The sequence below is a fragment of the Aestuariimicrobium ganziense genome (genome assembly GCF_015352975.1).
GTDB lineage: Bacteria > Actinomycetota > Actinomycetes > Propionibacteriales > Propionibacteriaceae > Aestuariimicrobium > Aestuariimicrobium ganziense.
The window spans coordinates 95,853-121,974 of sequence record NZ_JACYIZ010000004.1 but is presented as its reverse complement, the minus strand read 5'-3'; the positions used below and the strand labels follow the sequence as shown (position 1 = coordinate 121,974).

Annotated in this window: 24 protein-coding genes and 1 tRNA gene; 13 read left to right on the top strand and 12 right to left on the bottom strand. The window is 69.2% G+C overall.

Annotated features, from left to right (window positions below):
• The first annotated feature begins 18 nt into the window (after window positions 1-18).
• From IE660_RS08720 to IE660_RS08710, 3 genes are read left to right on the top strand one after another with little or no spacing between them, the layout of a single operon-like run.
• Window positions 19-1,017 carry a DNA topoisomerase IB gene (locus tag IE660_RS08720; protein ID WP_203567974.1) on the top strand — a complete coding sequence of 333 codons (999 nt, stop codon included), beginning with the start codon at window positions 19-21 and terminating at the stop codon, window positions 1,015-1,017.
• 4 nt (window positions 1,018-1,021) lie between these two features.
• Window positions 1,022-1,684, top strand: coding sequence for a uridine kinase family protein (locus tag IE660_RS08715; protein WP_203567973.1), 663 nt, complete (start codon window positions 1,022-1,024; stop codon window positions 1,682-1,684).
• Between the two features lie 27 nt (window positions 1,685-1,711).
• A complete protein-coding gene (locus tag IE660_RS08710) occupies window positions 1,712-4,189 on the top strand; it encodes a phosphoketolase family protein (RefSeq protein ID WP_203567972.1) in 2,478 nt (825 codons plus the stop codon).
• Window positions 4,190-4,306: 117 nt separating this feature from the next.
• Here the strand turns inward: IE660_RS08710 and IE660_RS08705 are convergent, their stop codons facing one another.
• The gene (locus tag IE660_RS08705) at window positions 4,307-4,594 is read right to left on the bottom strand and encodes a DUF1905 domain-containing protein (RefSeq protein WP_203567971.1); all 288 of its coding nucleotides are present in this window, start codon (window positions 4,592-4,594) and stop codon (window positions 4,307-4,309) included.
• A 77-nt stretch (window positions 4,595-4,671) separates the two neighbouring features.
• Between IE660_RS08705 and IE660_RS08700 the strand changes: the two genes are divergently transcribed.
• From IE660_RS08700 to IE660_RS08685, 4 genes are all read left to right on the top strand, one after another.
• Entirely contained in the window at window positions 4,672-5,097 is a 426-nt protein-coding gene (locus IE660_RS08700; protein WP_203567970.1) for a DUF3592 domain-containing protein, read from the top strand.
• A gap of 93 nt (window positions 5,098-5,190) precedes the next feature.
• On the top strand, window positions 5,191-5,577 hold the full coding sequence (locus tag IE660_RS08695; protein WP_203567969.1) for a YciI family protein: 387 nt from the start codon (window positions 5,191-5,193) through the stop codon (window positions 5,575-5,577).
• A complete protein-coding gene (locus tag IE660_RS08690) occupies window positions 5,574-6,821 on the top strand; it encodes an RNA polymerase sigma factor (RefSeq protein WP_203567968.1) in 1,248 nt (415 codons plus the stop codon). The genes IE660_RS08695 and IE660_RS08690 overlap by 4 nt, the downstream gene beginning before the upstream one ends.
• A 10-nt stretch (window positions 6,822-6,831) precedes the next feature.
• Window positions 6,832-8,169, top strand: a complete 1,338-nt coding sequence (locus IE660_RS08685; protein WP_203567967.1) for an MFS transporter — start codon at window positions 6,832-6,834, stop codon at window positions 8,167-8,169.
• 71 nt (window positions 8,170-8,240) lie between these two features.
• Here IE660_RS08685 and IE660_RS08680 read toward each other — a convergent pair whose 3' ends face one another.
• The 5 genes from IE660_RS08680 to IE660_RS08660 form a co-directional block, all read right to left on the bottom strand.
• Window positions 8,241-9,692, bottom strand: a complete 1,452-nt coding sequence (locus IE660_RS08680) for a sulfatase family protein (protein ID WP_203567966.1) — start codon at window positions 9,690-9,692, stop codon at window positions 8,241-8,243.
• Window positions 9,693-9,874: 182 nt separating this feature from the next.
• Window positions 9,875-10,975 carry a Gfo/Idh/MocA family protein gene (locus tag IE660_RS16390; protein WP_203567965.1) on the bottom strand — a complete coding sequence of 367 codons (1,101 nt, stop codon included), beginning with the start codon at window positions 10,973-10,975 and terminating at the stop codon, window positions 9,875-9,877.
• 108 nt (window positions 10,976-11,083) lie between these two features.
• A complete protein-coding gene (locus IE660_RS08670) occupies window positions 11,084-12,013 on the bottom strand; it encodes a TolB family protein (RefSeq protein ID WP_203567964.1) in 930 nt (309 codons plus the stop codon).
• Window positions 12,014-12,026: 13 nt separating this feature from the next.
• Window positions 12,027-12,989, bottom strand: coding sequence for a PD40 domain-containing protein (locus tag IE660_RS08665; protein ID WP_203567963.1), 963 nt, complete (start codon window positions 12,987-12,989; stop codon window positions 12,027-12,029).
• Between the two features lie 56 nt (window positions 12,990-13,045).
• Window positions 13,046-13,765: an EcsC family protein gene (locus tag IE660_RS08660; protein WP_203567962.1), complete on the bottom strand. Its 720-nt coding sequence runs from the start codon at window positions 13,763-13,765 to the stop codon at window positions 13,046-13,048.
• A 128-nt stretch (window positions 13,766-13,893) separates the two neighbouring features.
• Here IE660_RS08660 and IE660_RS08655 point away from each other — a divergent pair, with 128 nt between their 5' ends.
• Genes IE660_RS08655 through IE660_RS08645 form a run of 3 tightly spaced genes read left to right on the top strand, consistent with a single transcriptional unit; the run spans window position 13,894 to window position 17,296 of the window.
• The gene (locus IE660_RS08655) at window positions 13,894-15,192 is read left to right on the top strand and encodes an alanine racemase (protein ID WP_203567961.1); all 1,299 of its coding nucleotides are present in this window, start codon (window positions 13,894-13,896) and stop codon (window positions 15,190-15,192) included.
• On the top strand, window positions 15,192-16,874 hold the full coding sequence (locus IE660_RS08650; RefSeq protein WP_203567960.1) for an N-acyl-D-amino-acid deacylase family protein: 1,683 nt from the start codon (window positions 15,192-15,194) through the stop codon (window positions 16,872-16,874). The genes IE660_RS08655 and IE660_RS08650 overlap by 1 nt, the downstream gene beginning before the upstream one ends.
• Before the next feature lie 38 nt (window positions 16,875-16,912).
• Window positions 16,913-17,296 (top strand): RidA family protein, encoded by a 384-nt coding sequence (locus tag IE660_RS08645; RefSeq protein WP_203567959.1) that lies wholly within the window; start codon window positions 16,913-16,915, stop codon window positions 17,294-17,296.
• Here the strand turns inward: IE660_RS08645 and IE660_RS08640 are convergent.
• Both IE660_RS08640 and IE660_RS08635 read right to left on the bottom strand, forming a co-directional pair.
• On the bottom strand, window positions 17,280-18,227 hold the full coding sequence (locus IE660_RS08640; protein ID WP_203567958.1) for an N-acetylglucosamine kinase: 948 nt from the start codon (window positions 18,225-18,227) through the stop codon (window positions 17,280-17,282). The two genes, IE660_RS08645 and IE660_RS08640, sit on opposite strands and share 17 nt — an antisense overlap.
• A 128-nt stretch (window positions 18,228-18,355) precedes the next feature.
• Complete coding sequence (locus IE660_RS08635) at window positions 18,356-19,339, bottom strand: aldo/keto reductase (RefSeq protein WP_203567957.1); 984 nt, start codon at window positions 19,337-19,339, stop codon at window positions 18,356-18,358.
• A gap of 163 nt (window positions 19,340-19,502) precedes the next feature.
• Here IE660_RS08635 and IE660_RS08630 point away from each other — a divergent pair, with 163 nt between their 5' ends.
• Window positions 19,503-20,102, top strand: coding sequence for a PadR family transcriptional regulator (locus IE660_RS08630; protein ID WP_203567956.1), 600 nt, complete (start codon window positions 19,503-19,505; stop codon window positions 20,100-20,102).
• Here the strand turns inward: IE660_RS08630 and IE660_RS08625 are convergent.
• Together IE660_RS08625 and IE660_RS08620 are read right to left on the bottom strand one after the other, a co-directional pair.
• On the bottom strand, window positions 20,078-21,304 hold the full coding sequence (locus IE660_RS08625) for a multidrug effflux MFS transporter (RefSeq protein WP_203567955.1): 1,227 nt from the start codon (window positions 21,302-21,304) through the stop codon (window positions 20,078-20,080). The two genes, IE660_RS08630 and IE660_RS08625, sit on opposite strands and share 25 nt — an antisense overlap.
• A gap of 218 nt (window positions 21,305-21,522) precedes the next feature.
• Window positions 21,523-23,100, bottom strand: a complete 1,578-nt coding sequence (locus tag IE660_RS08620; RefSeq protein WP_203567954.1) for a helicase HerA-like domain-containing protein — start codon at window positions 23,098-23,100, stop codon at window positions 21,523-21,525.
• Window positions 23,101-23,253: 153 nt separating this feature from the next.
• On the opposite strand from IE660_RS08620, the gene IE660_RS08615 reads away from it, so the two are divergent.
• Window positions 23,254-23,547: a type II toxin-antitoxin system VapB family antitoxin gene (locus IE660_RS08615; protein WP_203567953.1), complete on the top strand. Its 294-nt coding sequence runs from the start codon at window positions 23,254-23,256 to the stop codon at window positions 23,545-23,547.
• Between the two features lie 25 nt (window positions 23,548-23,572).
• A complete protein-coding gene (locus IE660_RS08610) occupies window positions 23,573-24,145 on the top strand; it encodes a LytR C-terminal domain-containing protein (RefSeq protein ID WP_203567952.1) in 573 nt (190 codons plus the stop codon).
• A gap of 227 nt (window positions 24,146-24,372) precedes the next feature.
• Here IE660_RS08610 and IE660_RS08605 read toward each other — a convergent pair whose 3' ends face one another.
• Complete coding sequence (locus tag IE660_RS08605; RefSeq protein WP_203567951.1) at window positions 24,373-25,875, bottom strand: potassium/proton antiporter; 1,503 nt, start codon at window positions 25,873-25,875, stop codon at window positions 24,373-24,375.
• 117 nt (window positions 25,876-25,992) lie between these two features.
• Window positions 25,993-26,080: transfer RNA gene (locus IE660_RS08600), tRNA-Ser, on the bottom strand.
• Between the last annotated feature and the right edge of the window lie 42 nt (window positions 26,081-26,122).

Here is a 26,122-nt window from a genome sequence, read left to right as displayed (position 1 = left end):
CGAGCCTGACACCACACCGTGGCCCGCCTGAGGCGCGTCACCGCGCGCATGCCCGGGTGGACGCGCAGGCGCTCCGGCAAGGGGTTTCGCTACCTCGACACTGACGGCAGCGCGCTCTCGTCCGATGACGTCGAGCGCGTGAAGTCGCTGGCGATCCCGCCGGCGTGGACCGACGTGTGGATCTGCCCGATCGCCAACGGCCACCTGCAGGCCACCGGGGTGGACGACGCCGGCCGCACGCAGTACCTCTACCACCCCGACTGGCGAGCCAAGCGTGACCGCTCCAAGTTCGACCGGGTGACGCTGGCCGCCGGGCAACTCCCGGCCGCCCGTCGCCAGATCAGTCGTGACATCGGCCTGGACGGCATGCCTCTCGAGCGGGCCTGTGCCACCGCGGTGCGCCTGCTCGACGTCGGCTACTTCCGCATCGGCAACGACGCCTACACCGACGCCAACGGCTCGTTCGGGCTGACCACGCTCGAGCGCCAGCACGTGCGGCGGCGGGGCGCGACGCTGATCTTCTCGTTCACCGGCAAGTCAGGCATCAGCCACACCATCCCGGTGGACGACGACCCGGCGGTCAAGGCGCTGGAGTCGATGCGCCAGCGCCGCGACGAGAGCCACCGCCTGCTGGCCTACCGCTCGTCCTCGGGCTGGACCGACCTGTCGGCGGGCGACGTCAACGCCTACCTGTCGGAGCTGTTCGGTGGCGGGTTCACCGCCAAGGACTTCCGCACCTGGCACGCCACGGTGATCGCTGCCGAGGTGCTGGCGCTGGCCGAGGAGCCTGGCGACACCCAGGCGTCGCGCCGCCGTGCGATCAAGCAGGCGGTGATGGAGGTGTCGTCCTACTTGGGCAACACCCCGACGATCGCCCGCAAGTCCTACGTCGACCCGCGAGTGATCGACCTGTACGAGGCCGGCACGACGATCGAGGCGGCTGCCGCCAAGCGTTACCGCAGTCCGCACGCCCGCCAGGCCGGGCTGGAGAAGGCGCTGCTCAACCTGCTTGGCTGAACGCATGCACCTGCCCGCCGAGGAACCGCTGTTCGACGACCTGCAACCGTGGGACGACGCCACGCTCGTCCGCTTCGTGCATGAGCGCGCGGGCACCGGTCGTCCGCTCGTGCTGGTCGACGGACGATCCGGTGGAGGCAAGACCACCCTGGCCGCGAGGCTGGCGACAGCGCTGGGCGCCGACATCGTCTGCACCGACGACGTGGCCTGGTACGAGAGCTTCTTCGGCTGGGACGACCTGCTGGCCGACCACGTGATCACGCCGTGGCGGGCCGGCGACGACGTGCGCTACCGCCCGCAGGCCTGGGACGAGCGGAACCGCGAGGGGGCGATCACCTGCTCGGGAGCGCGTCCGCTGGTGATCGAGGGGGTCGGCTCGGCTCGTCCCACCCTGCGTGACCTCGCCGACGTCGTGGTCTGGGTGCAGTCGGACGAGCGTGAAGCCCGCCGCCGGGGCATCGATCGCGACGTGGTCGTCTACCACCGGAGTCCGCAGCAGGCCGAGGACTTCTGGGAGGAGTGGCAGAGCCACGAGGATCCCTTCCAGGCCGAATCACGACCGTGGGAGGCGGCCGACCTGGTCGTCCGCGGCACGTCGGCGCAAGCCCCCGACGGCACACCCTCACGGTCAGACCTCGATGTCATTTGGGTGAAATCGCTTGATTGACCCCGCCGAGCCACAACAGTGGACTCCATGAGCACAGAGCCCACGCTGGAGCACCTGTCCACCCTGAGTGATGACGACCTGGCCGCCATCGACGCCTGGTGGCGAGCCAACAACTACCTCACCGTCGGCCAGATCTACCTGCAGGCCAACCCGCTGCTGCGCGAACCGCTGAGCGCCGACGACATCAAGCCCAGGCTGCTCGGGCACGGGGGCACCTCGCCGGGGCTGGCGTTCATCTATGCGCACGCGTCGCGGCTGATCAGGCTCACCGGGCAGCAGATGATCTACATCGCCGGCCCCGGGCACGGCGGTCCGTCGCTGACCGGCGCCTCGTACCTCGAGGGCAGCTACACCCCGAACTTCCCGCACGTCACCCAGGACGAGCCCGGGCTGGTGCGCTTCTGCCGCCAGTTCTCGGCACCCGGGGGCATCCCTTCGCACGCCTCGGTGACGACTCCGGGCTCGATCCACGAGGGTGGCGAGCTGGGATATGCGCTGATCCACGGCGTCGGGGCGATCTTCGACAACCCTGACCTGATTGCGCTGACCGTTGTCGGTGACGGCGAGGCCGAGACCGGTCCGCTGGAGGGGTCGTGGAAGGGCATCTCGTTCGTCAACCCGGCTCGCGACGGAGCGGTGCTGCCGGTGCTGCACCTCAACGGCGCCAAGATCGCCGGGCCGACGGTGCTCGGCCGCAAGTCCCCCGAGGAGGTACGCAGCCTGCTCGAGGGGCACGGCTACGAGGTGGTCGAGGTCACCGGGGACGACCTGCCCGGCATGCACCACCGCATCACCGAGGCACTGGCCCACTGCTACGACCGGATCAAGGCCATCCAGGCCGAGGCGCGAGCCGACGCCGGTCGAGTAGCCAGCGCCAGCGAGCGTGTCGAGACCACGTCCGACCACACCAACCACGCCCCCCAACCCTCGTCCCGCCCCCGCTGGCCGATGATCGTCCTGCGCACCCCCAAGGGCTGGACCGGACCCGAGATCGTCGACGGCGAGGTCGTCGAGGGCACCTGGCGATCGCACCAAGTTCCCTTGTCAGGGGTCAAGCAGGACGATGCGCACCGCCGGTTGCTCGAGGACTGGATGCGTTCCTACAAGCCCGAGGAACTCTTCGACGACAACGGCCACCCCAGCGCGGTCGTCCTCGCCAACAACCCCGAGGGTGACCTGCGGATGTCGGCCAGCCCGCACGCCAACGGTGGTCTGCTGGCTCGCGACCTCGACTTGCCCGACATCGCCGACTACGAGGTCGAGGTGACCTCGCCCGGTGGCTCGCGCCACGAGTCGACGCGGGTGCTGGGCAAGTTGATGCGCGACATCTATCGCCGCAACCCCGACAACTTCCGGTTGTTCTGCCCCGACGAGACCAACTCCAACCGGCTGGGGGCGGTGTTCGAGGCCAGCGACCGCACCTGGATGGAGTCGCTGACCGACATCGACGTGAAGCTCTCCCCGTCGGGGCGGGTGATGGAAGTGCTGAGCGAGCACAACTGCCACGGCTGGCTCGAGGGCTACAACCTGACCGGGCGTCACGGGCTGTTCGCCACCTACGAGGCGTTCGCGATGGTGAGCGCGTCGCAGACCATCCAGCACGCCAAGTGGCTCGAGGAGGCCAGCCACCTGGAGTGGCGGGCGAAGGTGCCGAGCCTGAACATCCTGCTCAGCTCGACCGCCTGGCGCAACGACCACAACGGCTTCTCACACCAGGGCCCGGGGCTGATCAACAACGTCATCCAGCACCGCGGAGAGGTGGCCCGGGTCTACTTGCCGCCGGACGCCAACTGCCTGCTCTCGGTGTCGCGGCACGCGTTCCAGTCGCGCAGCCGGGTCAACCTGATCGTCATCGACAAGCAGCCACAGTTGCAGTACCTGACCTTGGACGAGGCCAACGCCCACTGCAAGCGTGGCGCGTCGGTGTGGGAGTGGGCCGGCAACGAGGACCCCAGCTCCGGCGATCAGCCCGACATCGTGCTGGCCTGCGCCGGCGACATCGTCACGATGGAGACGATTGCCGCGGCCCAGATCCTGCGCGAGAAGCTGCCCGAGTTGAAGGTGCGCGTGGTCAACGTGGTCAACCTGATGACCCTCTCGCGTCCCAAGGACCACCCCAACGGCATGTCGGCCGAGCTGTTCAGCGACCTGTTCACCGACACCCAGCACGTGATCTTCAGCTTCCACGGCTACCCGGGCACGATCCACCAGTTGGTGCACGGACGACCCGACGCCGACCGGTTCCACTGCCGCGGCTTCATCGAGCGCGGGACGACCACCACCCCGTTCGACATGGTGGTGCGCAACCGGGCCAGCCGCTACGACCTGGTGATCGACGCGATCCACAACACGACGCGGCGCCCGCGTGGGGCCGGCGAGGTGAAGGCGTGGTGTGAGGAGCAGTTGCGGCGCCACGAGACCTACATCGTCGAGCACCTGGAGGACATGCCCGAGGTCCGCGACTGGATGGTGCAGGAGGCCACCGACACCCCTGAAGCTCACTGAGGAGGGGCGAGGACCGGGCCGGGCGATCTGGATGGTCGAGTAGGGCGAGAAACGAGCCCGTAGCGAAACCCCGGCGATCTCGACACGCTCCTTCGTCGCCACCCTTCAGCAAGCGGATCAGGGCTCGGAGACCTCGACCGTCATCGACACCCGATCACCCAGCCCCACCTTCTCGGCGCGCTGCACGGCCACCTTCACCGGCACCATCAGCACCCCGTCCTTGGGCATCAGCGAGGTGGTGTAGCTCGTCGCCCCCAACTGCACCCGCGCCGCGTAGCACCCCCACCCGTAGCTCAGGTGGGTCAACGAGCGCAGCAGGTCGGAGTCGTCGGGGTCCATCGCCACGAACAGGAACGGCGCCGGTCCGCGCCACTCGATGATCTCGCCCTCCACCTCGAACTCCATGCCCTCCATGATCGGTGCTCGACCCTGACCCAGATGCCTGAAACGCTGGATCCACCCCCACACCCCAGGAGGAGCCCATGCCCACCAGCACGGTCTGGGTCTTCGGACTGCTGATGGCCCTGTTCGGACTGCTCATCGCCTTCATGGGCTGGAACCAAGTGCGCCAGCACCGCAACCGCCTGCAGACCTGGCGTCCCGGACGGGCCCGGGTCACGGGCTACACCTGGAGTTCCGGCGGCGACGGCAACAGCCTGCAGCACTGGCAGCTCGAGCGCACCGACGCCAACGGGGTCGTCCACAAGACCACCAGCCAGATGGGCACCACCTGGGGGACGCTGCGCAGCTTCCCGTTCGAGGTCGACATCGTGGTCAACCCCGAGGACGAGTCCCAGTTCGCGCTCGCCTCTGGCGCGCGCTCGGGTGCCGGCGGCGTCGCCTTCGTCCTGGCCGGGCTGGTCTTCGCGATCTTCGGCACCATGCTGGTCATCACCGGCTGGCTCTGAAACTGCTCGCACAGGACCGTCGAGAACTGGCGCCCTCGTCCGTCACGATGATGAGGACGCACGCGGCGTCCCGTCACCCTGAGAGGCAGACCGATGAAGCGCTACCTGTTCCTGATCGCCGCCACCCCCGTCGACTGGACCTCGTTCACCCCCGAACAGCAGGCCGAGTTCATGACCCAGCACGCCCAGTTCGAGAACCACCTCACCACCCACGGACGCCTGGTCTCGACCGCACCCCTGGCCGGCGCCGAGGCCGCCACCACCATCCGCCACCGGGACGACCAGTTGGTGGTCAGCGACGGACCGTTCGCCGAGACGGCCGAGGTGATCAGCGGCTACTACGACGCCGAACTGCCCGACCTCGACTCGGCCATCGCCGCCGCAGCCCTGCTGCCCCACGGCTACGCCGTCGAGATCCGCCCGGCGATCCCGACTCCCACCCCGGACGACCAGGTCCCAGAAGATCAGGCACAGGCGTGACCGACGCCGGCGAGGCGCTCAGCCGGGTCGTCGGTGAGGACTGGGGCCGGCTGATCGCCCTGCTCGTCTCGCGCTACCGCCGGGTCGACCTGGCCGAGGACGCCCTCGCTGACGCCGTCGAGGCCGCCGCCCGCACCTGGCCTGAGCAGGGAGTTCCCGACAACCCGGCAGCGTGGCTCAACACCACCGCCCAGCGCCGGCTGCTCGACCGGCTGCGCTCCGAAGGAACCTGGCAGCGCACCGTCGAGCGACTCACCACCGACTCCCCCACCACCGCCCCAGGAGCCGACACCATGGCCAACCTCCCAGACGTGGACGACGACCTGCTGCGCCTGGTGATGATGTGCGCCCACCCCGCGCTCGCCCTCGAGGCCGCCGCCGCCCTGAGCCTGCGGCTCGTCCTCGGTGTCTCGACCGCCGACATCGCCCGGCTGTTCCTGGTCAGCGAGCCCACCATGGCGGCCCGGATCACCCGCGCGAAGAAGAAGATCGTCACTGCCGGCATCGGATTCGACGTACCGGCGTCGGACGACCTGCCGGGCCGTCTCGAGACAGTCGCCCAGGTGGGCTACCTGGCCTTCACCGCCGGCTATGCGCCGGGATCAGGGCCTGATGTGGTGCGCACCGAACTCAGCGGTGAGGCGATCCGGCTGGTCGAGACAGTGCTCGGGTTGCGTCCGGGTGAGCCGGTGCTGGTGGCGCTGCTCGCGCTGATGCTGCTTCAGCACTCACGACGCGACGCCCGGGTCGACGCTGACGGCCAGCTCGTGCTGCTCGCCGACCAGGACCGCACCCGGTGGCACCACGACGAGATCGTCCGCGCGCGTCACCTGATCGACGACCTCGACACCACCGACGAGCTGCCGGCGCTGGCCGCCAGCAACCTCGTCCAAGCCCTGATCGCCTGGGAGCATGCCAGCGCGCCGACCGCCGCCGACACCGCCTGGCCCAGGATCGTCCGCCACTACGACACACTGCTGCGGATCGCCCCCTCACCGGCCGCGGCACTGGCTCGCGCGGTCGCCGTCGCCGAGGCCGACGGTCCGCTCGCCGGGCTCAAGGCGTTGGAGGGAATCGAGCTGGTCGGGCACCGTCTGGAGTCGGTGAGGGCCGAGCTGTTGACGCGGGCCGAACGCTGGGACGAGGCAGAGCTGGCGTTCGTCCGAGCGATCGAGGCCTGCGACAACGACGCCGAGCGGTCGCACCTCGAACGCCGCCTCACCGAGATGCGTGCCCGGGCCTAGTGTGGGCGCCATGAGCGAGCCCGTGCAGCCCCACCTGCTCGACTCGCGCCGCGCTTGGCTGATGCTCGGCGTGGCCACGGTCATCTACACCGTGGCGATCGTCCACCGCACCTCGTTCGGCGTGGCTGGACTGGTCGCCGCCGACCGCTTCAACGCCCCCGCCACCATCGTCAGCCTGTTCGTGGTGGTGCAACTGCTCACCTATGCGTTCATGCAGGTGCCCGCCGGACTGCTGGCCGACCGCTACGGCAGTCGGCTGGTGATCGGCACCGGGGCGCTGATCATGGGGCTGGGACAGTTCAGCCTGGCGTTTGCCGAGGCGGTGCCGTCGGCGGTGGTGGCGCGCATCCTGATCGGTGCCGGCGACGCGATGACCTTCACCTGCGTGGTGAAGATGATGCCGGCCTGGTTCAGCAACAAACGGGTGCCGCTGCTCGTCCAGAGCCTGACCATGGTTGGCCAACTCGGACAGATCCTCACCGCGGTGCCGTTCGCGGTCTTTCTGCGGGCCCGGGGCTGGACGCCGGCGTTCACGGTGCTCGCGGTGATCGGTCTGTTCGCCAGCACCTTCGCGTGGACGATGCTGCGCAACCGCGCCGACGGGCAACCGATCCGCACCAAGGTGGACGACCAGCCCGGCTTCGTCCACACCGTGCGCGAGGTGTGGCGCAACCCCGGGACCCGGCTCGGGTTCTACCTGCATGCGCTGGCCGGCTACCCGCCGCTGGTGTTCGTGATGATGTGGGGCTATCCCTTCCTCGAGCAGGGCGTCGGACTGAACGCAGCACAGATCTCGACGCTGTTCTCGATCATGGTGATCGGCGGCATCGTCGCTGGTGGCGTGGTGGGCTGGCTCACCCCGCGGCACCCGCTGCGGTTGTCGAACTTCTCGCTGACCGTCGCTGGGATCAACACCGCAGCGCTGGCGCTGGTGCTGGTGTGGCCTCGTCCGCCGTACTGGGTGCTGGTGCTGTGGATGCTCGCCCTGTCGACCTGCGCCTCGGGCTCGAACATCGGCCTGGAACTCGCCCGCACCCGCAACCTGACCAGCCGGATCGGCACCGCCACCGGTGTGGTGATCATGGGCGCGTTCACCTTCGCGGTGACGTCGATGTGGATCGTCGGCCTGGTGCTCGACCTGTTCGGCGGGTACTCGATGAACGCGTTCCGGGCGGCGTTCGCGACCGAGTTCGTGCTGTTGGGACTGGCCCTGTTCGGGGTCTATCGGACCAGGCCCAAGGTGCGCGCGGCGATGGCCGCGGCGGGGGTGATCGTGCCGTCCTGGCCGGACGCGATCGGGGCTCGGTTGGAGCGGCGGCGTCAGGAGCGCGGCGATCAGGCGGGTTGAGCAGCGGGCGTCTCGACACGTCGCTCGTCGCTCGCTCCTGCTCGACCAGCCGGCCGGAGCGCGCTCGTGACTCAGTGACTGGCGCCCGACCGGCTGCGCCACCCCTCGGGCACCAGTGGGTCGTAGTGCTCGCGTGAGGTGCGCACCTCGTCGGCCCACTGCTCGTGCAGCGCCAGCATGCGCGCGAAGTCGTCGGGATGCGACTCGACCAAGTTGACCTGCTCACCCGGGTCGTCGGCGAGGTTGGCCAGGAAGTGGCCCGAGCCGACCGGCGCGTGCTCGACTCGTCGCAGACCACCGGCCTCGGTGGAGTCCGGGTCGACCCAGCTGAGCTTCCAGTCACCCTGGCGCACCGACCACGACCACGGACCTGTCGTCCAGTGCAGGGCGTCGTGACCCTCACCCGCTCCGGTCCACAGCTCGCTGAGGTCCTGGCCGTCGCAGGGCTCGTCGTCGGCGAGCTTCGTCCCGGCCGCACGCAGCAGCGTCGGGGTGAGGTCGAGGGAACTCGCCAACCCGGGAACCGTCGCACCCGGCTGCGCCACACCCGGCCAGCGGACGATCATCGGTACCCGCACACCGCCCTCCCACAAGGTGTACTTCGTGCCTCGCAGCGGGGTGTTGGACGCGTAGTTGCACGGCGATCCACCGTTGTCGGTGGTGTAGACCACGACGGTGTCGTCGGCCAGCGACAGTTCGTCGAGTTGGTCGAGCACCTGCCCGATCTCGGCGTCCATCAGTTCGAGCTGGGCGAGGTAGTACTCACGCCCGTGTTCGAGGTTGGGGACGATCGCGTTGTCGTACCAGTCGTGGTAGGTCGCGCCGCTGGCGGGGTGCCAGTCGTCGTGGTGCGGCAGGCCGCGCTTGCGCAGTTCGTCGGCCGGCAGCTGCCAACAGAAGTTGTGCACGGCGTTGAAGGCGACCAGCAGGAAGAACGGCTGCTCGTCCGCGGCCGCGCGAGCGATGAAGTCGCGTGCGCGGCGTCCGATCTCCCAGGTGAGGAACCCCTCGTGCTCGACCTGTTCCCCGTTGTCGAACAGGGGTGCGACGGCCATCGGGGCGGCAGCTTCCTTGTACTCGGCCTGCGCTGCGCGGGAGTGGCGCATGTAGTTGAGACGCCCCATCTGTCCCGAGCCGAGGCCATAGAAGCTCTCGTCGAAGCCGTGTTGCTCGGGGCAGGATCGCGAGCCCGGCTCGTCCAGCCCGTAGTGCACCTTGCCGAGGTAGCCAGTGCGGTAACCCTGGGCGCCGAGACGTTCAGCCAAGGTGGGCAGCGTCGGCGGAGGGAAGCTGGACGACTCGAAGAAGTCAGCGCCCCAGCGGGCCTGGTGCACCCCCGAGATCAGGCCCGCGCGCGACGGCGAGCAGACCGGCGCAGTGACGTAGGCATCGGTGTGCGACGTGCCCTCGGCCGCGAGGCGGTCAAGTGCCGGGGTGTGCACCGCCGAGTCATGTCCAAGGAGCGAGCGGTCGGCGTAGCCGTGGTCGTCGGAGACGATCAAGATGATGTTCTTGCGACCCATGCGCCCAGCGTCGCACGAGCGGCTGGTGTCGGGGCATGGGACGCCGGAAGCGTGCAGCGAGTGTGGAGTGCTGGTCTCGAGACACTCGCGGGTGCCCTTGGTCTCAACGCTCGCTGGTGCCCTTGGTCTCGACACACGTTCCCTCGTCCCTCGGGAACTACTCGACCAGCCAGAGAAGTCGCTCAGAGGCCCCACTCGGCCAGTGGGGTCAGCGGGACGCCCTCGGGGCGTTGGCAGGTGCTGAGGATGTCGATGAAGCGGCGTTCCTCGCCCGACTTCACCACGGCCTCCATAACCTCGACGGCGTGGTGGCCGAGTTCGGCCGAGCAGCGGTGGGGTCGTCCGTCACGGATCGCGGCCGCCATGTCGGCCACCCCGATCCCGCGCTCGGCACCGACCACACCAGCCCACGGCTCGACCAACTCCCAGTCGCCGCGTGCCCGGACCTTGACGTCACCGTCGTGGGTGTTGGGGTCTGGCACCGACATGCTGCCCTCGGTGCCGTACACCTCGATGTGGGGCAGGTTCGTCCCACCGAATGCGTCCCAGCTCTCGATCAGCGTGGTCACCACACCGCTGGCGTGCAGCAACGACGCCGACACGTGGGTGGGCACCTCGGGGGTGAACGTCGTCTCGGTGTGCGGCCCGATCATCGGACGACGGTCGCGGCCACGGCCTGAGGTCAACGCCGACACCTGCACGATCGGGCCGAGCAGGTTGACCAGCGCCGCGACGTTGTAGGGACCCATGTCCCACATCGGGCCGCCACCGAACTGGAAGAAGAAGTCGGGCCCCGGGTGCCACAGGTCGGGTCCGCCGCCGGCCATGAACGCGGTCGCGAACCGGGGCTCGCCTATCCGGCCGGAGTCGAGGGTCGCCCTCGCGGTCTGAGTGCCGGTGCCCAGCACGGTGTCAGGCGCAGTGCCCAGTCGCACGCCCTTCTGGTCTGCGGCGTCGAGCAGCTCACCGGCCAGCGCGAACGTGGTCGCCTGCGGCTTCTCGCAGTAGACGTGCTTGCCGGCCTGCAGCCCCGCCATCTCGGTGGCGTGGTGGTTGGCCGGCTCGGTGAGGTCGAGCAGGATGTCGAAGGCGTCGCTGGTCGCGAACTCGGCCGGGTCGAGCACCGGTGCACCCGACACCTGCGACGCCCTCTGCGCGCGTTCGTCCACCAGGTCGCACACGGCGGTGATCTCGACCGCAGGCAGGGCCATCAGCACCGAGAGGTACTTCGGCGAGATCACGCCGCAACCCTGGATGCCGATGCGGGTGCGCTCGGTCGTCACGTGTGACTCCGTCGTCGTTCGGGGTGGTCAGCAGACCCTTGTCTCAGTGCCACTGGGGAGTGCTTCCACTACGGAAGCACTCCCCAGTGACTGCACACAACCAGCTTCTCAGTCGTCGCCGAGCGGGTGGGCGATGTAGCAGAACCAGCGCGAGTCCGGCGCCCACGAGTTGACGTTGATCGTCCCCTGACCGCCCAGCAGCGACACGAGGTCACGGTGGGTGGCTCGTCCCTGCTCGTCGGGCTCGCCCGGCAGCAGCTCGCGCAGGACGACCGGCAGGTCGGCCGGGTGACCGTCGACACCGGGCTCGTAGGACAGGTAGACGATGCGGCGTCCGTCGGGCGACAGGTGCGGGAACCAGTTCACCCGCTGGTCCAAGGTGAACTGCTCACCCGACCCATCGAGCGCGCCCTCCACGGGGATCCGGAAGATCTGCTGGTGGCCGACGACACTGGACTCCTTCTCGGAGTTGATCCAGATCCACTGACCATCGGGTGAGTACTCCGAGCCGTTGGGCTGGCCGTGCTCGGGCGTCACCTGCCGCAACCCGGGCGTGACCGCAGTGCCCATCGCCACCGGCTCGACCGGCGAGCAGCAGATCGAGCGCACCCGCCCCTGGTCGGTGTCACGGGCCGCGGTCCAAGCCACCTCGCGACCATCGGGCGACACCCCGTGCAGGTAGTGCCACCGCCCCTGATCCTCGCCGCTGATCAGCACCGGGTCGACTCCCCCGGCCAGGTCGACCAGGTAGAGGTGCTTGTCATCGCAGGATGCCACCATCAGGTTGGTGCCCGGCACCAAGCAGTGGTCGTTGTTGGCCGGCGGCAGCCCCGGCAGCTCGATCTTGACCGGGGCATCGTCGCCACGGGCGCTCAAGGTGAACAGGTCACCGTCGGCGTTGAGGACGAGGCGGTCGTCCTCGGTCCAGTTCGGCGACTCCAGACGCACTTGGTCGGTGCTCCAGCGCAGCACCTGCTCGCCGGTCTCGATGTCGTACAGCCACACCTCGGTGCGCTGGCCGGGCTTCAGCGGTGCCACGGGGCACTTCCTCTCAGACGTCTGCGGGGGTGTAGGCGACGTAGGCGAACCGCTTCGAGTCCGGCGCCCACGAGTTGACGTTGATCGTGCCCTGACCACCGAAGATGGCGGTCAGGTCGCGGTGGGTGGGACGACCCTGCTCGTCACGATCGTCCAGCAGCAGTTCACGCAGGATCACGTCGAGGTCAGCTGGGTGCCCCTCGGTGCCCGGGGGGAAGGAGATGTAGACGATCCGTCGCCCATCGGGTGACAGGTGCGGGAACCAGTTGACCCGCTCGTCGAAGGTGAACTGCTCGGGCTCACCGCCGCCGACCGGCATCCGGAAGACCTGCGCGTGCCCGGGCGTGGACGAGTTGCGCTCGGAGTTGAACCAGATCCACTCGCCGTCGGGTGAGTACTCCGAGCCGTCGTGTGGCGCGTCGCCCTCGGTGAGTTGGCGCAGGCCGGGGGTCTCGTCCAGCCCGTCGACCGGGCCGACCGTGGTGCAGAAGATGTTGGTGCGCACCTTGTCAGCATTGGCTTGACCGTGTGCATCGAGGCCGCTCAGACCGATCCAGGCCAGTTCGGCGCCGTCGGGTGAGACCCCGTGCAGGAAGTGCCAGATGCCGCCGTCGGAGGCGGTCACCTGCATCGGCTGCTCGGTGACCTCGCCGTTCTCGTCAGGCAGCGCGACGCGGTGCACCTGGAAGTCGCCGCTGTTCGAGACGAAGACGTGGCGCCCATCAGGGTCGAGCACGTGGTCGTTGTTGAGGTCGTCGAGCCCAGGGGTGGGGATGTGCTCGGGCTCGTCCTCACCGTCGACGCTGATCCGCCACAGCTTGCCGTCACCGTTGATCACCAACCACTGGCCGTCGAGGGTCCAGTTGGGGGCCTCGAACAGCACCGACTCGCTGCGATGGCGCAGCGTCGACTCGCCGGTCTCGATGTCGTGGATCCACAGGTCGGCCCGTTGCCCCGGGCGGAAGGCTCGCGCCATTGCTCGTCCTCTCGTCACCGACGAGCCTAGTGCGTGGCCACCGGGGCGCGGGCGCCTCAGACGGTGGTGCCTCGCACCTGCGTCGGGAACTCGCGGCGAGCGTGGTCGGCGACCCGGTTGATCATCCAGCCGTCCAGGCCCGCCCCCACCACACCACCGGCGAACGGCACCGCCTTGCCCAGCTTGGCGAAGGCCTTGGTGCCCAGGTTGCGCAGCAGGCGGAAGCCCACACCCTTGTTGATCATCATCAACGCAGCGCTCGGCAGGTTCTTCAGCAGGGCGTTGGTCGCGACACCCGCGGCGGGCGCGATACCGGCCTTGCGCAGGATGTCGTCGGTCTGGGTGCCGGTCAGGGTGAGCAGCACGGCGGTGCGGATCTCGTCGCGGTTCACGTCGTGGCCGCGCAAGTGGGCGATCGAGGCGACCATGCGCGTGGCGGTGACGTAGAACTCGATGATGTTGGCCGGCAGCGCCACCGGCATGGTGATGAAGCCGCCGAGCCCGGTCGCGAACCCGCCGACAGCGGCCAGCTTGAGGTGGTCGCGGGCCACCTTGTCGATCGCCTTCTCGACATCACCGTTGGAGTCCTTGAGCGCTGCGTCGCCGACCTGGACAGCCGACTTCATCGGGCCCTTGCCCTCGATGCCGAACTCCACCAACTGCTCGATCAGGTTCGTGACGATGTCGTCGCTGCGCGCGGGGTCATTGGCCTCGTCGAGCACCGAACGGCGCGTCGCGGCCGGCTCGTCCTTGCGGAAGATGTCGAACAGTCCCATCGGGGGTCTCCTTGCCTGTGTGCGCCGACGAGGGTGGGTCGACGTCGAGTTCAAGGCTGCCATGCACCGAGTGCGCGGATGGGCGGATTCAGCCGTCGGCTCACCGTTTCGGTCCTAGTCTCAGGGTCATGTCAGGTGTCTCCCCCACTGAACACACACCGCCTGCACCAGACCTGACGAGACTGCGTCGTTTCGTCGCGGACGAGCAGGCGAGCCTGCTCTCGTGGGCTGACAAGGGCGCCCCGGCTGAGTGGGTGGGACGACGGCTCGACTCCTTCGCTGGCGACCCGGGCGACACCGCCGACCAACCCACACCGTGCCTGACGCTGTCGCGCAAGGCCCTCGACCACGACATCGCCGCCTTCGCCGCGTGGGCGTCGTCGCGCGGCCTGGCCCACGCCCCACACGGCAAGACCTCGATGGCGCCGGCCCTGTGGCTGGCCCAACTCGAGGCCGGCGCTTGGGGCATCACCCTGGCCAATGAGGCGCAGGTGCGGGTCGCCCACGCGGTCGGCGTTCCCCGCGTGCTGGTGGCGAACCTGGTGCTGCGTCCGAAGGGACTGCGCTGGCTGGCCTCGATCGCCGACCAGACCGAGGTGACCTGCTGGGTCGACTCGGTCGACGCGGTCGCGCAGATGGACGCCGCGCTGGCCGACGCCGGCCGCCGACTGCCGGTGCTGGTCGAACTGGGCACGGTGCGCACCGGCGCACGCAGCGTGGACGAGGCCGTGCGGGTGGCCGAGGCGGTGGCCCGGGCCCCGCACCTGGAGTTGGCCGGTGTCGGCGGTTACGAGGGTGTCGCGGTCAAGGGGACGAGCGCGGAGGACGTCACTGTGGTGCGGCGGTTCCTGGACGACCTGGTCGACCTGCGCGGACGGGTCGCTGGGATGGTCGAGCGTGACCAGGCGATCCTGACCGCCGGTGGCAGCACTTGGTTCGACCAGGTGACCGAGGCCTTCGGACCGACCACGCCGGAGACGTTGTGCTTGGTCAGGGCCGGGTCGGTGGTCAGTCACGACGACGGCACCTACCTGCACGCCACGCCCTCGGCCCGGGGTGCGGACGGACCTGTGCTCACCCCGGCGTTGCACCTGTGGGCGCGGGTGCTGTCGATGCCGGAGCCTGGGCGGGCGATCCTGGACGCGGGCAAGCGCGACTTCCCACACGACTCCGGACTGCCCGTCCCGCAACTGGGCCTGGGTTCGTCCGGGCTCGAGCCCCTGGTCGGCCACGAACTGCTCGGCTCGAACGACCAGCACGCCACCATGGCGGTGCCCGAAGGATCACCGCTGCGGGTCGGGTCACTGGTGCGGCTGGGCATCTCACACCCGTGCACCGCCTTCGACAAGTGGCGCACGATCCCGGTGCTCGACGACGCTGACGCGCTCGAGGCCCGGGTGGTCGACTGGGTGAGGACGTACTTCTGATGCGCACGCTGCTGCGGGGTGGTCGGTTGGTGCTGCCCGGCGTGGACGAGCCGACCGCCGGTGACCTGGCGTTCGAGGGCGGTGTGATCACCGCGGTCGGCGAGGTTGCTGGGCTTCCCGGCGATCGGGTGGTTGATGTCGGTGGACGAATCGTCGTACCGGGGCTGGTCGATGCGCACAGCCACCTGGACGCGATGGTGTTCGACGCCGACGCCCAGATGGCCTGCCTGCGACAAGGGGTGACGAGTGTCGTCGTCGGTCAGGACGGGGTCTCGTTCGCCCCCGGGTCGGGCGAGTACGGCACCGACTACTTCGGGCCGCTCAACGGCGAGCACCCGACCTACTCCGGTGGCGGGGTGGCGCAGTTGTTGACGTCCTACGACCGGACGACCCCGGTCAACGTGGCCTACCTGGTGCCGATGGGTACCGTGCGCCACGAGGTGATGGGCATGTCGTCGGCAGCGGCGTCCTGCGAACAACTGGACGCGATGGTGGCGCTGGTCGAGCAAGGTCTGGCCGAGGGCGCGGTCGGCATCTCGACCGGACTGGACTACGTGCCAGGTGTGCACGCCGACGTCCCGGAGCTGATCCGGATCTGTCGTGCAGTGGCCGCGCTCGACGGGGTGTACGTCACCCACATGCGCGGGGGCTATGAGGAGAAGTCGCGGCTCGGCACCACCGAGGTCGGCGAGATCGTGGCCGGGTCTGGTGTGCGCGCCCACATCAGCCACTACCACGGCGAGCCCGGGCTGCTCACCGGACTGATCGACGAACTTCTGGCCGAACAGACAGCGCCAGCGGTCTCGACACGCTCGCAGGGACCGCCACTCGACCAGCCGGGTCTGGTCGATCGAGTGGCCCGCGAGGAACGAGCGGGCGTGTCGAGATCGCTCCCGCGGATCACCTACGACTGCTACCTCTACCTGCGCGGCTTCACCCTGGTGGCCATGCCGCTGCTGCCGCCCGACCTGCTCAGCGGCGCACGCTCCGAGGTGGCAGCCAAGCTCGGCAACGAATCGGTGCGCCGCGACCTGCTCGAGGTGTGGTTCCCCCACCACGCCGAGACCTCGGCGCTCGGTCCGGGCTGGGCGAGCCAGATGACCATCGCCCACGCGCCAGGACGACCGGAGGTGCCCGGGCTGACCATCGCCGAGGCGGCCGCCCGAGCCGGGGTCGGCGAGCGGGAGTTCGTCCTCGACCTGTTGGCCGACACCGGACTGCACGCCACCACGGTGATGGAGCCCCGCCACACCCGCGACGTCGACGCGATGGCGCCGCTGTTCACCCACCCGTCGATGGTCGGTGGATCTGACGGGATCGCGATCGGCGACCACCCCCACCCGCGGGCGTTCGGCAACTTCGCCCGCTACCTTCGCGAGTGGGTACTCGACCGCTCGGTGTGGACCTGGGGCGACGCCGCCTGGCACTTGGCCGAGCACCCCGCACTCGTCCACGGGTTCGCTGGTGGGCGCGCTGACCAGCGCGGACGCGGCGCACTCCGAGTCGGGATGGCCGCCGACATCGCCTTGGTCGACCCCGACACCGTGCGCGACCTGGCCACCTACGAGTCACCCCGCCAGCTGGCGGTCGGCATCGACGAGGTCTGGGTCAACGGCGAACAGGTGCTGCGCGACGGCACCCTGACCGGTGCCACCAGCGGACGAGGGCTCCGCCGAGCCTGACCGATCCCCCAGAACATCGACCTGACAAGGAGAGACAGATGAGTGTCCAGAAGATCCATCCCGAGGGCATCCCTCCGGTGGGCGGCCCCTACACCCCGGGCATGCGGGTGGGGAACCTGCTGTTCTGCGCGGGCCAGGTGCCCAACGACGAGCACGGCCAGTTGGTCGGCGCCGGTGACATCAAGGTCCAGGTCACCCAGACCCTGAACAACCTCGAGAAGGTCTGCCAAGCTGCGGGAACCTCGATGCGGCATGCGGTGAAGGTCAACGCCTACCTGTCGAGCCTGAACCTGTTCCCGGCCTTCAACCAGGCCTACGCGGAGTTCTTCGGCGAGGCCCGTCCGGCCAGGACGACGGTGCCGGTCGACCTGCGCGGCTTCGACGTCGAGATCGACGCCGTCGTCGTCATTCCCGAGGGCTGAGCCCGGCCAGCCGCTGGCGCAGCGGTTCGTCCACTGCGACGCCAAGGTGCCGCAGCCCGATCAGGGCAGCGCCGACGGTGCCGTCGACTGCGCGCATCACGGACGCGCCGTCGCTGGTGAGGGCCGCGGCGACGCGGTCACCGACGACCGTTGACGCAATGCCCCCGGCGAGGACCACCGTCGCGGCGCCCGTCGTCGTGAGGTGACCGCAGGCGGTGCGGACGGTGTGCAGCAGGTGCTCGGCCGCCTCGTCGAGGATCGCTGTCGCCACCGGGTCGTCGGCGTGCTCGAACGCCAGCCGGGCGAACTCGGCCAGTGCCGTCGGCCGCGACGACATGGCGTGACGAATGATCCGGGCACGATCACTGCCCTCGCCGGCGGGCAGCGGATCGAGCAGGGCGGGCGTCAGCACCGTGTTCGGACCCCGTCCGTCGAGCGAGGCCAGCACGTCGTGGACGACGCGACGTCCGATCCAGGTGCCTGAGCCGTCATCACCGAGCAGCCACCCGCAGCCGTCGACGAGGGTGCCGAGCTGACCGTCGGCGACCACTGCGGCGACCGCTCCGGTGCCGGCCACAAGCACCACGCCGTCGGTGAGAGTGGTGGCCGAGAACCACGCCGAGAGCAGGTCCGGCTCGATCAGGACGGGCGCCTCGATGCCGGCATCGGCGAGGGCGCCGTCCAGGCCGGGCACCTGCCCGCCGAGTGTGGCGGCGCCGGCGAGCGTGATCGCCACCAGCCCAAGCCCGGTGTCGCCAGCAGCGTCGGCGATGGCGCTGACCAGGTTGCCGACGGCCTCGTCGGGGGCGCTGATCGGGTTGCCCGGCCCTGCGGTGCCCCGTCCCAGCACCGTGCCGTGCTCGTCGAGCAGCACGGCCCGGGTGCTGGTGCCGCCTGCATCGACCGCGACCAAGGTGCGAACAGTGCTCACCAGATCATTGTGCCCGGCAGCACCTGATGGTTTCGTGCCACGCGATCGGCGAAAGTGGCCGAAATCGGCCCTTCAGCGCCATCGCGTGGCACGAAACCATCAGCGGGCCCCTCAACCCCCCGCAGGGGTCACGTGAAGTAGGTCGGCAGCCTGGTCTCGTAGTGCTCCTCGAGGCGAGCCACCTCGTCGTCGGTGAGGTCGATATCGACCGCAGCAGCGGCGTCGGCCAGGTGCTCGGGCTTGGTGGCGCCGACGATGGTCGAGCTGACCACTCGATTGCGCATCACCCAGGCGAGTCCAACCTGGGCCATCGAGACACCCCGCTCCTCGGCAACCTGCTGCACCGCGGCGACCACCTGCGGGTCGGCGTCGCGGAACAGCGGGCGTCCGTACTGGTCGGTCTCACCACTGGACTCCGAGCGCTTGGTGCCGGTCTCGCCCCACGGACGTGCGACCTTCCCACCCGCCAGCGGGCTCCACGGGATCGACCCGACACCCTGGTGGGCGAGCAGGCCGAACATCTCGCGCTCCTCCTCGCGCTGCAGGAGGTTGTACTGGTCCTGCATCGAGACGAAGCGGGTCCAGCCGCCCAAGTCGGCAGCGTGCTGCAGGGTGGCGAACTGCCACGCATACATCGAACTCGCGCCGAGGTAGCGGGCCTTGCCGGCCTTGACCACGTCGTGAAGCGCCTCCATGGTCTCCTCGACCGGGGTGTGGAAGTCGAAGCGGTGAATCTGGTAGAGGTCGACGTAGTCGGTGCCCAAGCGCCTGAGTGAGTTGTCGATCTGCTGCATGACCGCCTTGCGCGACGACCCCTGCGCGCCGGGGCCGCCCTCGGGCATGGCGTTGACCAACTTGGTGGCCAGCACGACCTGGTCGCGCGAGGTGTACTTGGTGATCGCCTCGCCGACGATCTGTTCAGAACTGCCGTAGCCGTAGACGTTGGCGGTGTCCCAGAAGGTGATGCCCAACTCGACCGCCTTGCGGAAGATCGGTTCGGCGGCCTCGGCATTCAGCGACCAGGTGGCCCGCCGTCCGTCGCCGAAGCTCATGCACCCCAGGGCGACCTTGCTGACCTTGAGGCCAGAGGTGCCGAGTCGTCCGTACTCCATGGTGTGTCCCCTTCCGTGTCGTGCTGCCAGTCAACTCTGCTCGTCGCGACGGTGCGAGGTACTGCGGTGACCTCCCTGCCCAACTTGCACCGCAAGCATGTCTCGATATATCGTGATGCTGTCGAACCACACGGGTTCGGCGAAGACGAGAGGACGTGCAGCCATGACGCGCACCCACCACAACCACCGATTCAACGACGAGGGACCCGAGGGCTTCGGTCGTCCCCACCACGGCGGACGAGGCCGCCCCCGAGGCCCGATCGAGGGTCGAGGCCACCGCGAGGGAGGTCGTCCCGAACGAGGGCGACGCCACGGACGCGGCGGACGAGCCCATCGCGGCGACGTTCGCACCGCCGTCCTGCTGCTGCTGAGTGAGGAGCCGATGCACGGCTACCAGCTGATGCAGACCATCGCCGACCGCACCCAGGGCCGCTGGACCCCCAGTCCCGGCGCCATCTACCCCGCGCTCAACCTGCTCGAGGACGAGGGCCTGGTGCAGGTCAGCGCCGAGGGCGGACGAAAGCTCGCCACCCTCACCGACGCCGGACAGACCCTGGTCGCCGAACAGCGTGACTCCTGGGCCGATCCGTTCGGCTCGGGCGACGACACCGACGCCGGTCCTGACCTGCGATCGCTCCTGGTCGAGATCCGCGAGGCCACCCGCCAGGTCGTGCTCACCGGCAACACCGAGCAGACCGCCGCAGCGGCCGAACTGCTCACCCGCACCCGCCGCGAGCTCTACCTGTTGCTCGCCGGGGAATGATCGTCGACGACCTCACGGTCAGCCGGCACCGCACGCAGGTGCCACAACCACAGCAGGAAGCCGATCACCGAGAAGCCTGCCGATGCCATCGCCATCTGCAGCACGGTCCCGCTGACCAGCGGCGAGATCACCCCGGCCAGGGCGGCGTTGAACAGCAGGGTGACGAAGGCCTGCATCGACGCGGCCGCCCCTCGCCGGCGGGGGAACAGGTCGAGCATCACCAACTGCACCACCGGGAAGCTGAGCGCCACACCGAAGGCGACCAGCGACGGTCCGAGCACTGCCCAGGGCAGGGCCGGGGCCCCCGGGAGCGATGACGCCACCACGTTCACCACGCCAGCGACCAGGGTCAGGCCGAAGCCGATCGTCGCCAGCTTTCGTCCGGGCACCCGATGCGCCAGCCGCGCGTTGAGGAACGAGCCCACGATCATCGAGGCCATCAGCGGGACGAACAGCATCCAGAAGTCCTGCTCGCCCTTGCCGAGCAGACGCACGATGAAGATCGGCGCCCCCACGATGTAGAGGAACTGGGCCGCGAACGCGAAGGTGCTGGTCAGCGCCAGCCGCTGGAAGGCGCCGTGGCGGCCCACCTCGAACACCCCGCCGATCACCTCGCGCAGGTTGAACGGCACCCGGTTCTCGACCGGATGGGTCTCGGGCACCACCAGCAGCACCAGCACCGCCAGGAACAGTGCGAAGCCGGTGAGGAACCAGAAGATCACGGGCCAGCGGCCGAGTTGCAGCAGCCAGCCTCCGACGATCGGGGCCACCGCCGGAGCGACCGCGAAGATCATCGAGACCTGGGCCATCAGCCGCTGCGCAGCGGGCCCTGCGAACATGTCGCGGATCAGGGTGCGGCTGATGATCTGGGCAGCACCGGCCGCCAGGCCCTGCATCGAGCGGAACGCCAGCAGGGCGCCCAGGTTCGGTGACAGGGCACAGCCGATCGAGGCGAGCGCGTAGAGCACCAGACCGGTGATCATCACCGGACGCCTGCCCACCGCGTCCGAGATCGGACCGTGCAGCAGCGACATCGCCGCGAAGCTCAACAGGTAGACGCTGGTCACCTGCTGCATGGCGACCTCGTCCACCCGGAACTGCTCGCCGACGGCCGCGAAGCCGGGGAAGATCGTGTCGACGGTGAACGGGCCCAGCATGCCGAGCATCGCGATCACCAGAGTGACCCCGAAGTGGTGGCGCACCGGCGCGGTTCCCCCGGCAGGGGCTTGGTGCGCTGCAGCCGAAGTAATCGCCACATCCTCACACCGGCGTTCCCATGCACCAAAATCGAGTTTGAGCACCAACGTTGGTGCTCAAACTCGATTTTCGTGCGGGGGAAGGGGTCAGCGGCGCAGCCGAGGTGGGGACGAGCCCATGCAGCGCCCTACGGACGAGCCCCCGCGGCGCTGGCGATCAGGCCTCAGCGGCGCCGGGCGTTGCCGAACACCGAGCGGACGATCTCTCGTCCGGCCGAGCGCATGAACTGCTTGAACACGCTCGAGCCGACCACCTTCTCGACCATCCCCTTCTCCTGACGGGCACGGGTGGTGCGCGGCGCCGGCCGGGCCTGCTCCTTCGCCTCGCGGGCCGCAGCCTTCTCGGCCTCGGCCTGCTCGCGCTCACGCTCGGCCGCCGCCGCACCCTCCTCGAGCTTGCGGGCGAGGATCTCGTGGGCGGAGTCGCGGTCGATCTCGGTGCCGTACTTGCTCATCATGGACGAGCGCGCGACCCCCGCGGTGAGCTGGTCGGCCGGCGTCGGGGCCATCATCGACTGCGGGGCGCGCATCCTCGTCCACGCCACCGGTGTGGGGGCACCATCGGGGTCCATCACGGTGACGATCGCCTCGCCGATGCCCAACTGGGTGAGCACCTGGGTGAGGTCGTAGGAGCTGTGCGGGAAGGTCTGCACCGTCGCCTTGAGCGCCTTGGCGTCGTTGGGGGTGTGCGCACGCAACTGGTGCTGCACGCGCGAACCCAGCTGGGCGAGCACCTCCTCGGGCACGTCCTTGGGCGTCTGGGTGACGAAGAAGACACCGACGCCCTTCGACCGGATCAGCCGCACGGTCTGGGCGATCGCGTCGAGGAACGCCTTGGACGCGTCCTTGAACAGCAGGTGCGCCTCGTCGAAGAAGAACACCAGCTTGGGCTTGTCGACGTCGCCGACCTCGGGCAGGTCGGTGAACAGGTCGGCCAGCAGCCACATCAGGAAGGTCGAGAAGATCGCCGGACGGTTCTGCAGGTTGGGCAGTTCCAGCAGCGAGATCACGCCTCGTCCGTCGGTGGTGGTGCGCAGCAGGTCGCGACTGTCGAACTCGGGCTCGCCGAAGAACGCCTCGGCACCCTGGTCGCCCAGGGTGATCAATGAGCGCAGGATCACCCCGACGGTCGCCGACGACACCCCGCCGATCGCCTTGAGCTCGGCCTTGCCCTCGTCGCTGACCAGGTGGGTGAGCACCGCGCGCAGGTCTTCGAGGTCGAGCAGCGGCAGTCCGGCCTTGTCGGCGTAGTGGAAGACCAGACCGAGCGTCGACTCCTGGGTGTCGTTGAGCTCGAGCACCTTGGCCAGCAGGATCGGCCCGAACGAGCTGATCGTGGCGCGCAGCGGCACCCCGATGCCCTCACCGCCGAGTGCGTAGAACTCCACCGGCGAGGCGGTCGGCTGCCAGTCCTGCCCGATCTTCTGGGTGCGGGCCAGCAGCTTCTCGTTGGGCTGCCCGGGCGACGCCAGTCCCGACAGGTCGCCCTTGATGTCGGCGGCGAACACCGGCACGCCCGCGGCCGCCACCTGCTCGGCCATCACCTGCAGGGTCACCGTCTTGCCGGTACCGGTGGCACCGGCCACCAGGCCGTGGCGGTTGAGCATCGACAACGGGATGCGCACCTTGGCCTCGGGCACGGGGCTGTCGTCGTGCATCAGCACGCCCAGTTCGATGGCGGGCTCGTCGAAGGTGTAGCCCTGGGTGATCTCAGCCACGACGTCGGAGCTCTTGTCAGTCATGGCCACAAGCGTGGCACAACGCTGCGAGTGGCTCCGCTGGCCGGGCACCAAAGCCTGAGAAACTCCCCAGATTTGTCCAAGCCCGGTCGCGATCCGGCAACGACCCGGCTCTCGTCGGTGGTTCGATCATGTCGACCGGCTATCCTCGCTTGCGTGATCTTCAAGCGCGTCGGTGACTCTCGTCCCTATCCCGACCACGGCTACGTCCAGAAGCAGTGGGCGGCCATCGCCCCTCACCAGGTGCGTCTGGACGAGCTGGTGACCACCAAGCGCACCCTCGACCTCGAGGCGCTGCTCGAGGACGACTCGACCTTCTACGGTGACCTGTTCGCCCACGTCGTGTCGTACCGGGGCGAGCTGTACCTCGAGGACGGGCTGCACCGCGCGCTGAGGGCCGCACTGCAGCAGCGCCAGACCATGCACGCCCGGGTGCTCGAACTGCGGTGACCTGGACGATGGTGGGGAGGCGACGATGACCGCGCGCAAGGTGCTGCGGGCTCTGGTGACCCCGCTGACCCTCGCGGTGCTGCTCGCCTTCCTCGGCTACGGCGCCTGGTGGGGTTACCGCAACGTGATGCGTCCGATCCCAGCGCGGCCGCCGGACCCCTGCGTCACCCAGTCGGTGGGCCCGAAGCTCAAGTCGTCCCAGGTGACGGTCAACGTCTACAACGGGGGTTACAAGCAGGGCTTGGCCACCACGGTGGCGAAGGCACTGAAGGCCAAGGGCTTCATGATCAAGCACGTCGACAACACCGACGAGCGCATCAAGACCACCGTGATCGTCGGCGCCGACGCCAACAACCCCGAGGTGAAACTGGTCGCGGCGCACTTCAAGAACGCGACCGTCCGCGCTGACCAGCGCCCCGACCACACCGTCGACGTGCTGGTGGGCAACACCTACGGCGGCATGGATGCCAAGGCTGCCGTCGAGATCGCAGTGCCCGGCAACTCGGTCTGCCTGCCCTCGCCGAGCCCGACGCCGACCCCCACCCCGGCGACCCCGGCCACCCCCGCCGCGACCCCGCCGGCGACACCGAAGCGCTGAGCCAGTCCCCCTCTCAACCCGCGTCCCGGCGACCGCGGCCTACCGACGCGCACCCTCGTCCCACGACGGGCCCGATCACGCGGCCCCGTCCGCACGACTCGGCACAACCTTGTTCACTCGGCACAGGTTCAAACGTTCGCTCGGTGAGCCGACCTGTGCCGGGACGAAGCGGGACGCCGGCGCCGCGCGGTCGCAAGCGAACACCGGGCGGACGCAGGGGGTACACCTCAGACGGCGCGATAACCCCGCCACCGCGCGAGTCGTCCGCCTCGCCCGATCTCAGTGAGCCGCTCCTCGACCTGGCGCCGCTGGTTGGGGGCGGTGACCACCAACATCTCGTCCCCCTCCTGCAGCACGTCGCGTCCGTTGGGAGCGAACGGACGACCTTGCCGCACGACGAGTGAGACGACCGCGTTGGTCGGCATCCGCAGTTCGTGCACCGCCACCCCGGCCAGGTGTGAGCCCGCCGGCACCCGCACCGAGAGCAGGTCGGCGCGCAACTTGTCGATCGGGGCGGCCTCGATCTCGACGTCACTGGGTCCCGACGGGTCGACCAGCCCGAGCTTCGCCCCGATCCAGGCCAGTGTCGGTGCCTGGATCGCGGTGAACACGATGACGAACACCAGCACGATGTCGAACAGCATGTCGGCCGCGGGCAGCTTGGCCGCCAACGGGATGGTGCACAAGATGATCGGCACCGCACCCCGCAGCCCCGCCCAGCTGAGGAAGGCCACCTCCTGCCAGGGCAACCGGAACGGTGCCGCGCACAGCACCACAGCCAACGGCCGCGCGATGAACGTCAGGAACAACCCACCCAGCACACCCGCGGTCACCGCCTGCCAGGTCAACCGCTCAGGCGTGGCGAGCACGCCCAGCATCACGAACAGCCCGATCTGGGCGATCCAGCCGATGCCCTCGGCGAACGACCGCACCGAGTGCCGGTGGGTCAACCCGGCGTTGCCGATCACCAGCGCGCAGACGTAGACCGCGGCGAAGCCCGACAGGTGGGTGGCCACGCCGAGGGCATAGGCCAGCACCGCCCACGACAGTGCGGCGATCGCGTAGAGACCGGACGAGGGCAGCGGCACGCGACGCATGATGAACGCCGCCACCACCCCGACGACCGCACCCAGCAGCAATCCGCCGGCCAACTCCAGCAGGATGATCAGCAACTGCACCGCGATGCCGTGTTCGGCACGTCGTCCCAAGGCCATCTGGGTGAACACGATGGTCAACAGCACCACCGGGGCGTCGTTGAGCCCGGACTCGGCCTCGAGCGCTGCTCGCAACCGCGCCGGCAGCGACACGTTGCGCAGCACCGAGAACACCGCCGCCGAGTCGGTCGGCGCGGTCACCGCCCCGAACAGGAAGGCGACCGTCCAGGGCACCCCAAGCACGAAGTGGGCGAAGGCCCCGACCAGTCCGATCGAGACCAGAACCCCGATCGTGGCCAGCACCGTCGCCAGCCCCAGTGCGGGACGAATCGTCTCCCACTTGGTGCTCAGGCCACCCTCGGCGAGGATCAGCACCAGCGCGGCAAAGCCCAACGAAAGCGCCAGGTCTGCATCGTTGAAGGTGATGCCACCGATCTGCGGGCTGCCCAAGGCCATGCCCACGCCGAGGAACAGCAGCAGGGCTGGCAGCCCGAGTCGGCTTCCCAGTCGGGCGGCGCCGATCGCGACCAGCGCGACGACCGCGCCCACCAGCAGGGCGAGGTCGAACGGATCCATGGCTCAGTGTTTCACCCTGCACCCGACCACCACACCGACGACCAGCAGCAAAGTCGCACCAACGACGAACTCCCGAACCCTTGGGCGGGTCCGGGAGTGCGGTGACCGGGAGTCACATGGCGGTGACGGAGGGATTTGAACCCTCGGTGGCTTTCACCACACTCGCTTTCGAGGCGAGCTCTTTCGGCCGCTCAGACACGTCACCGCCGACAAGCGTACGACAGGTCGTGGTGGGGCCGCCAATCCG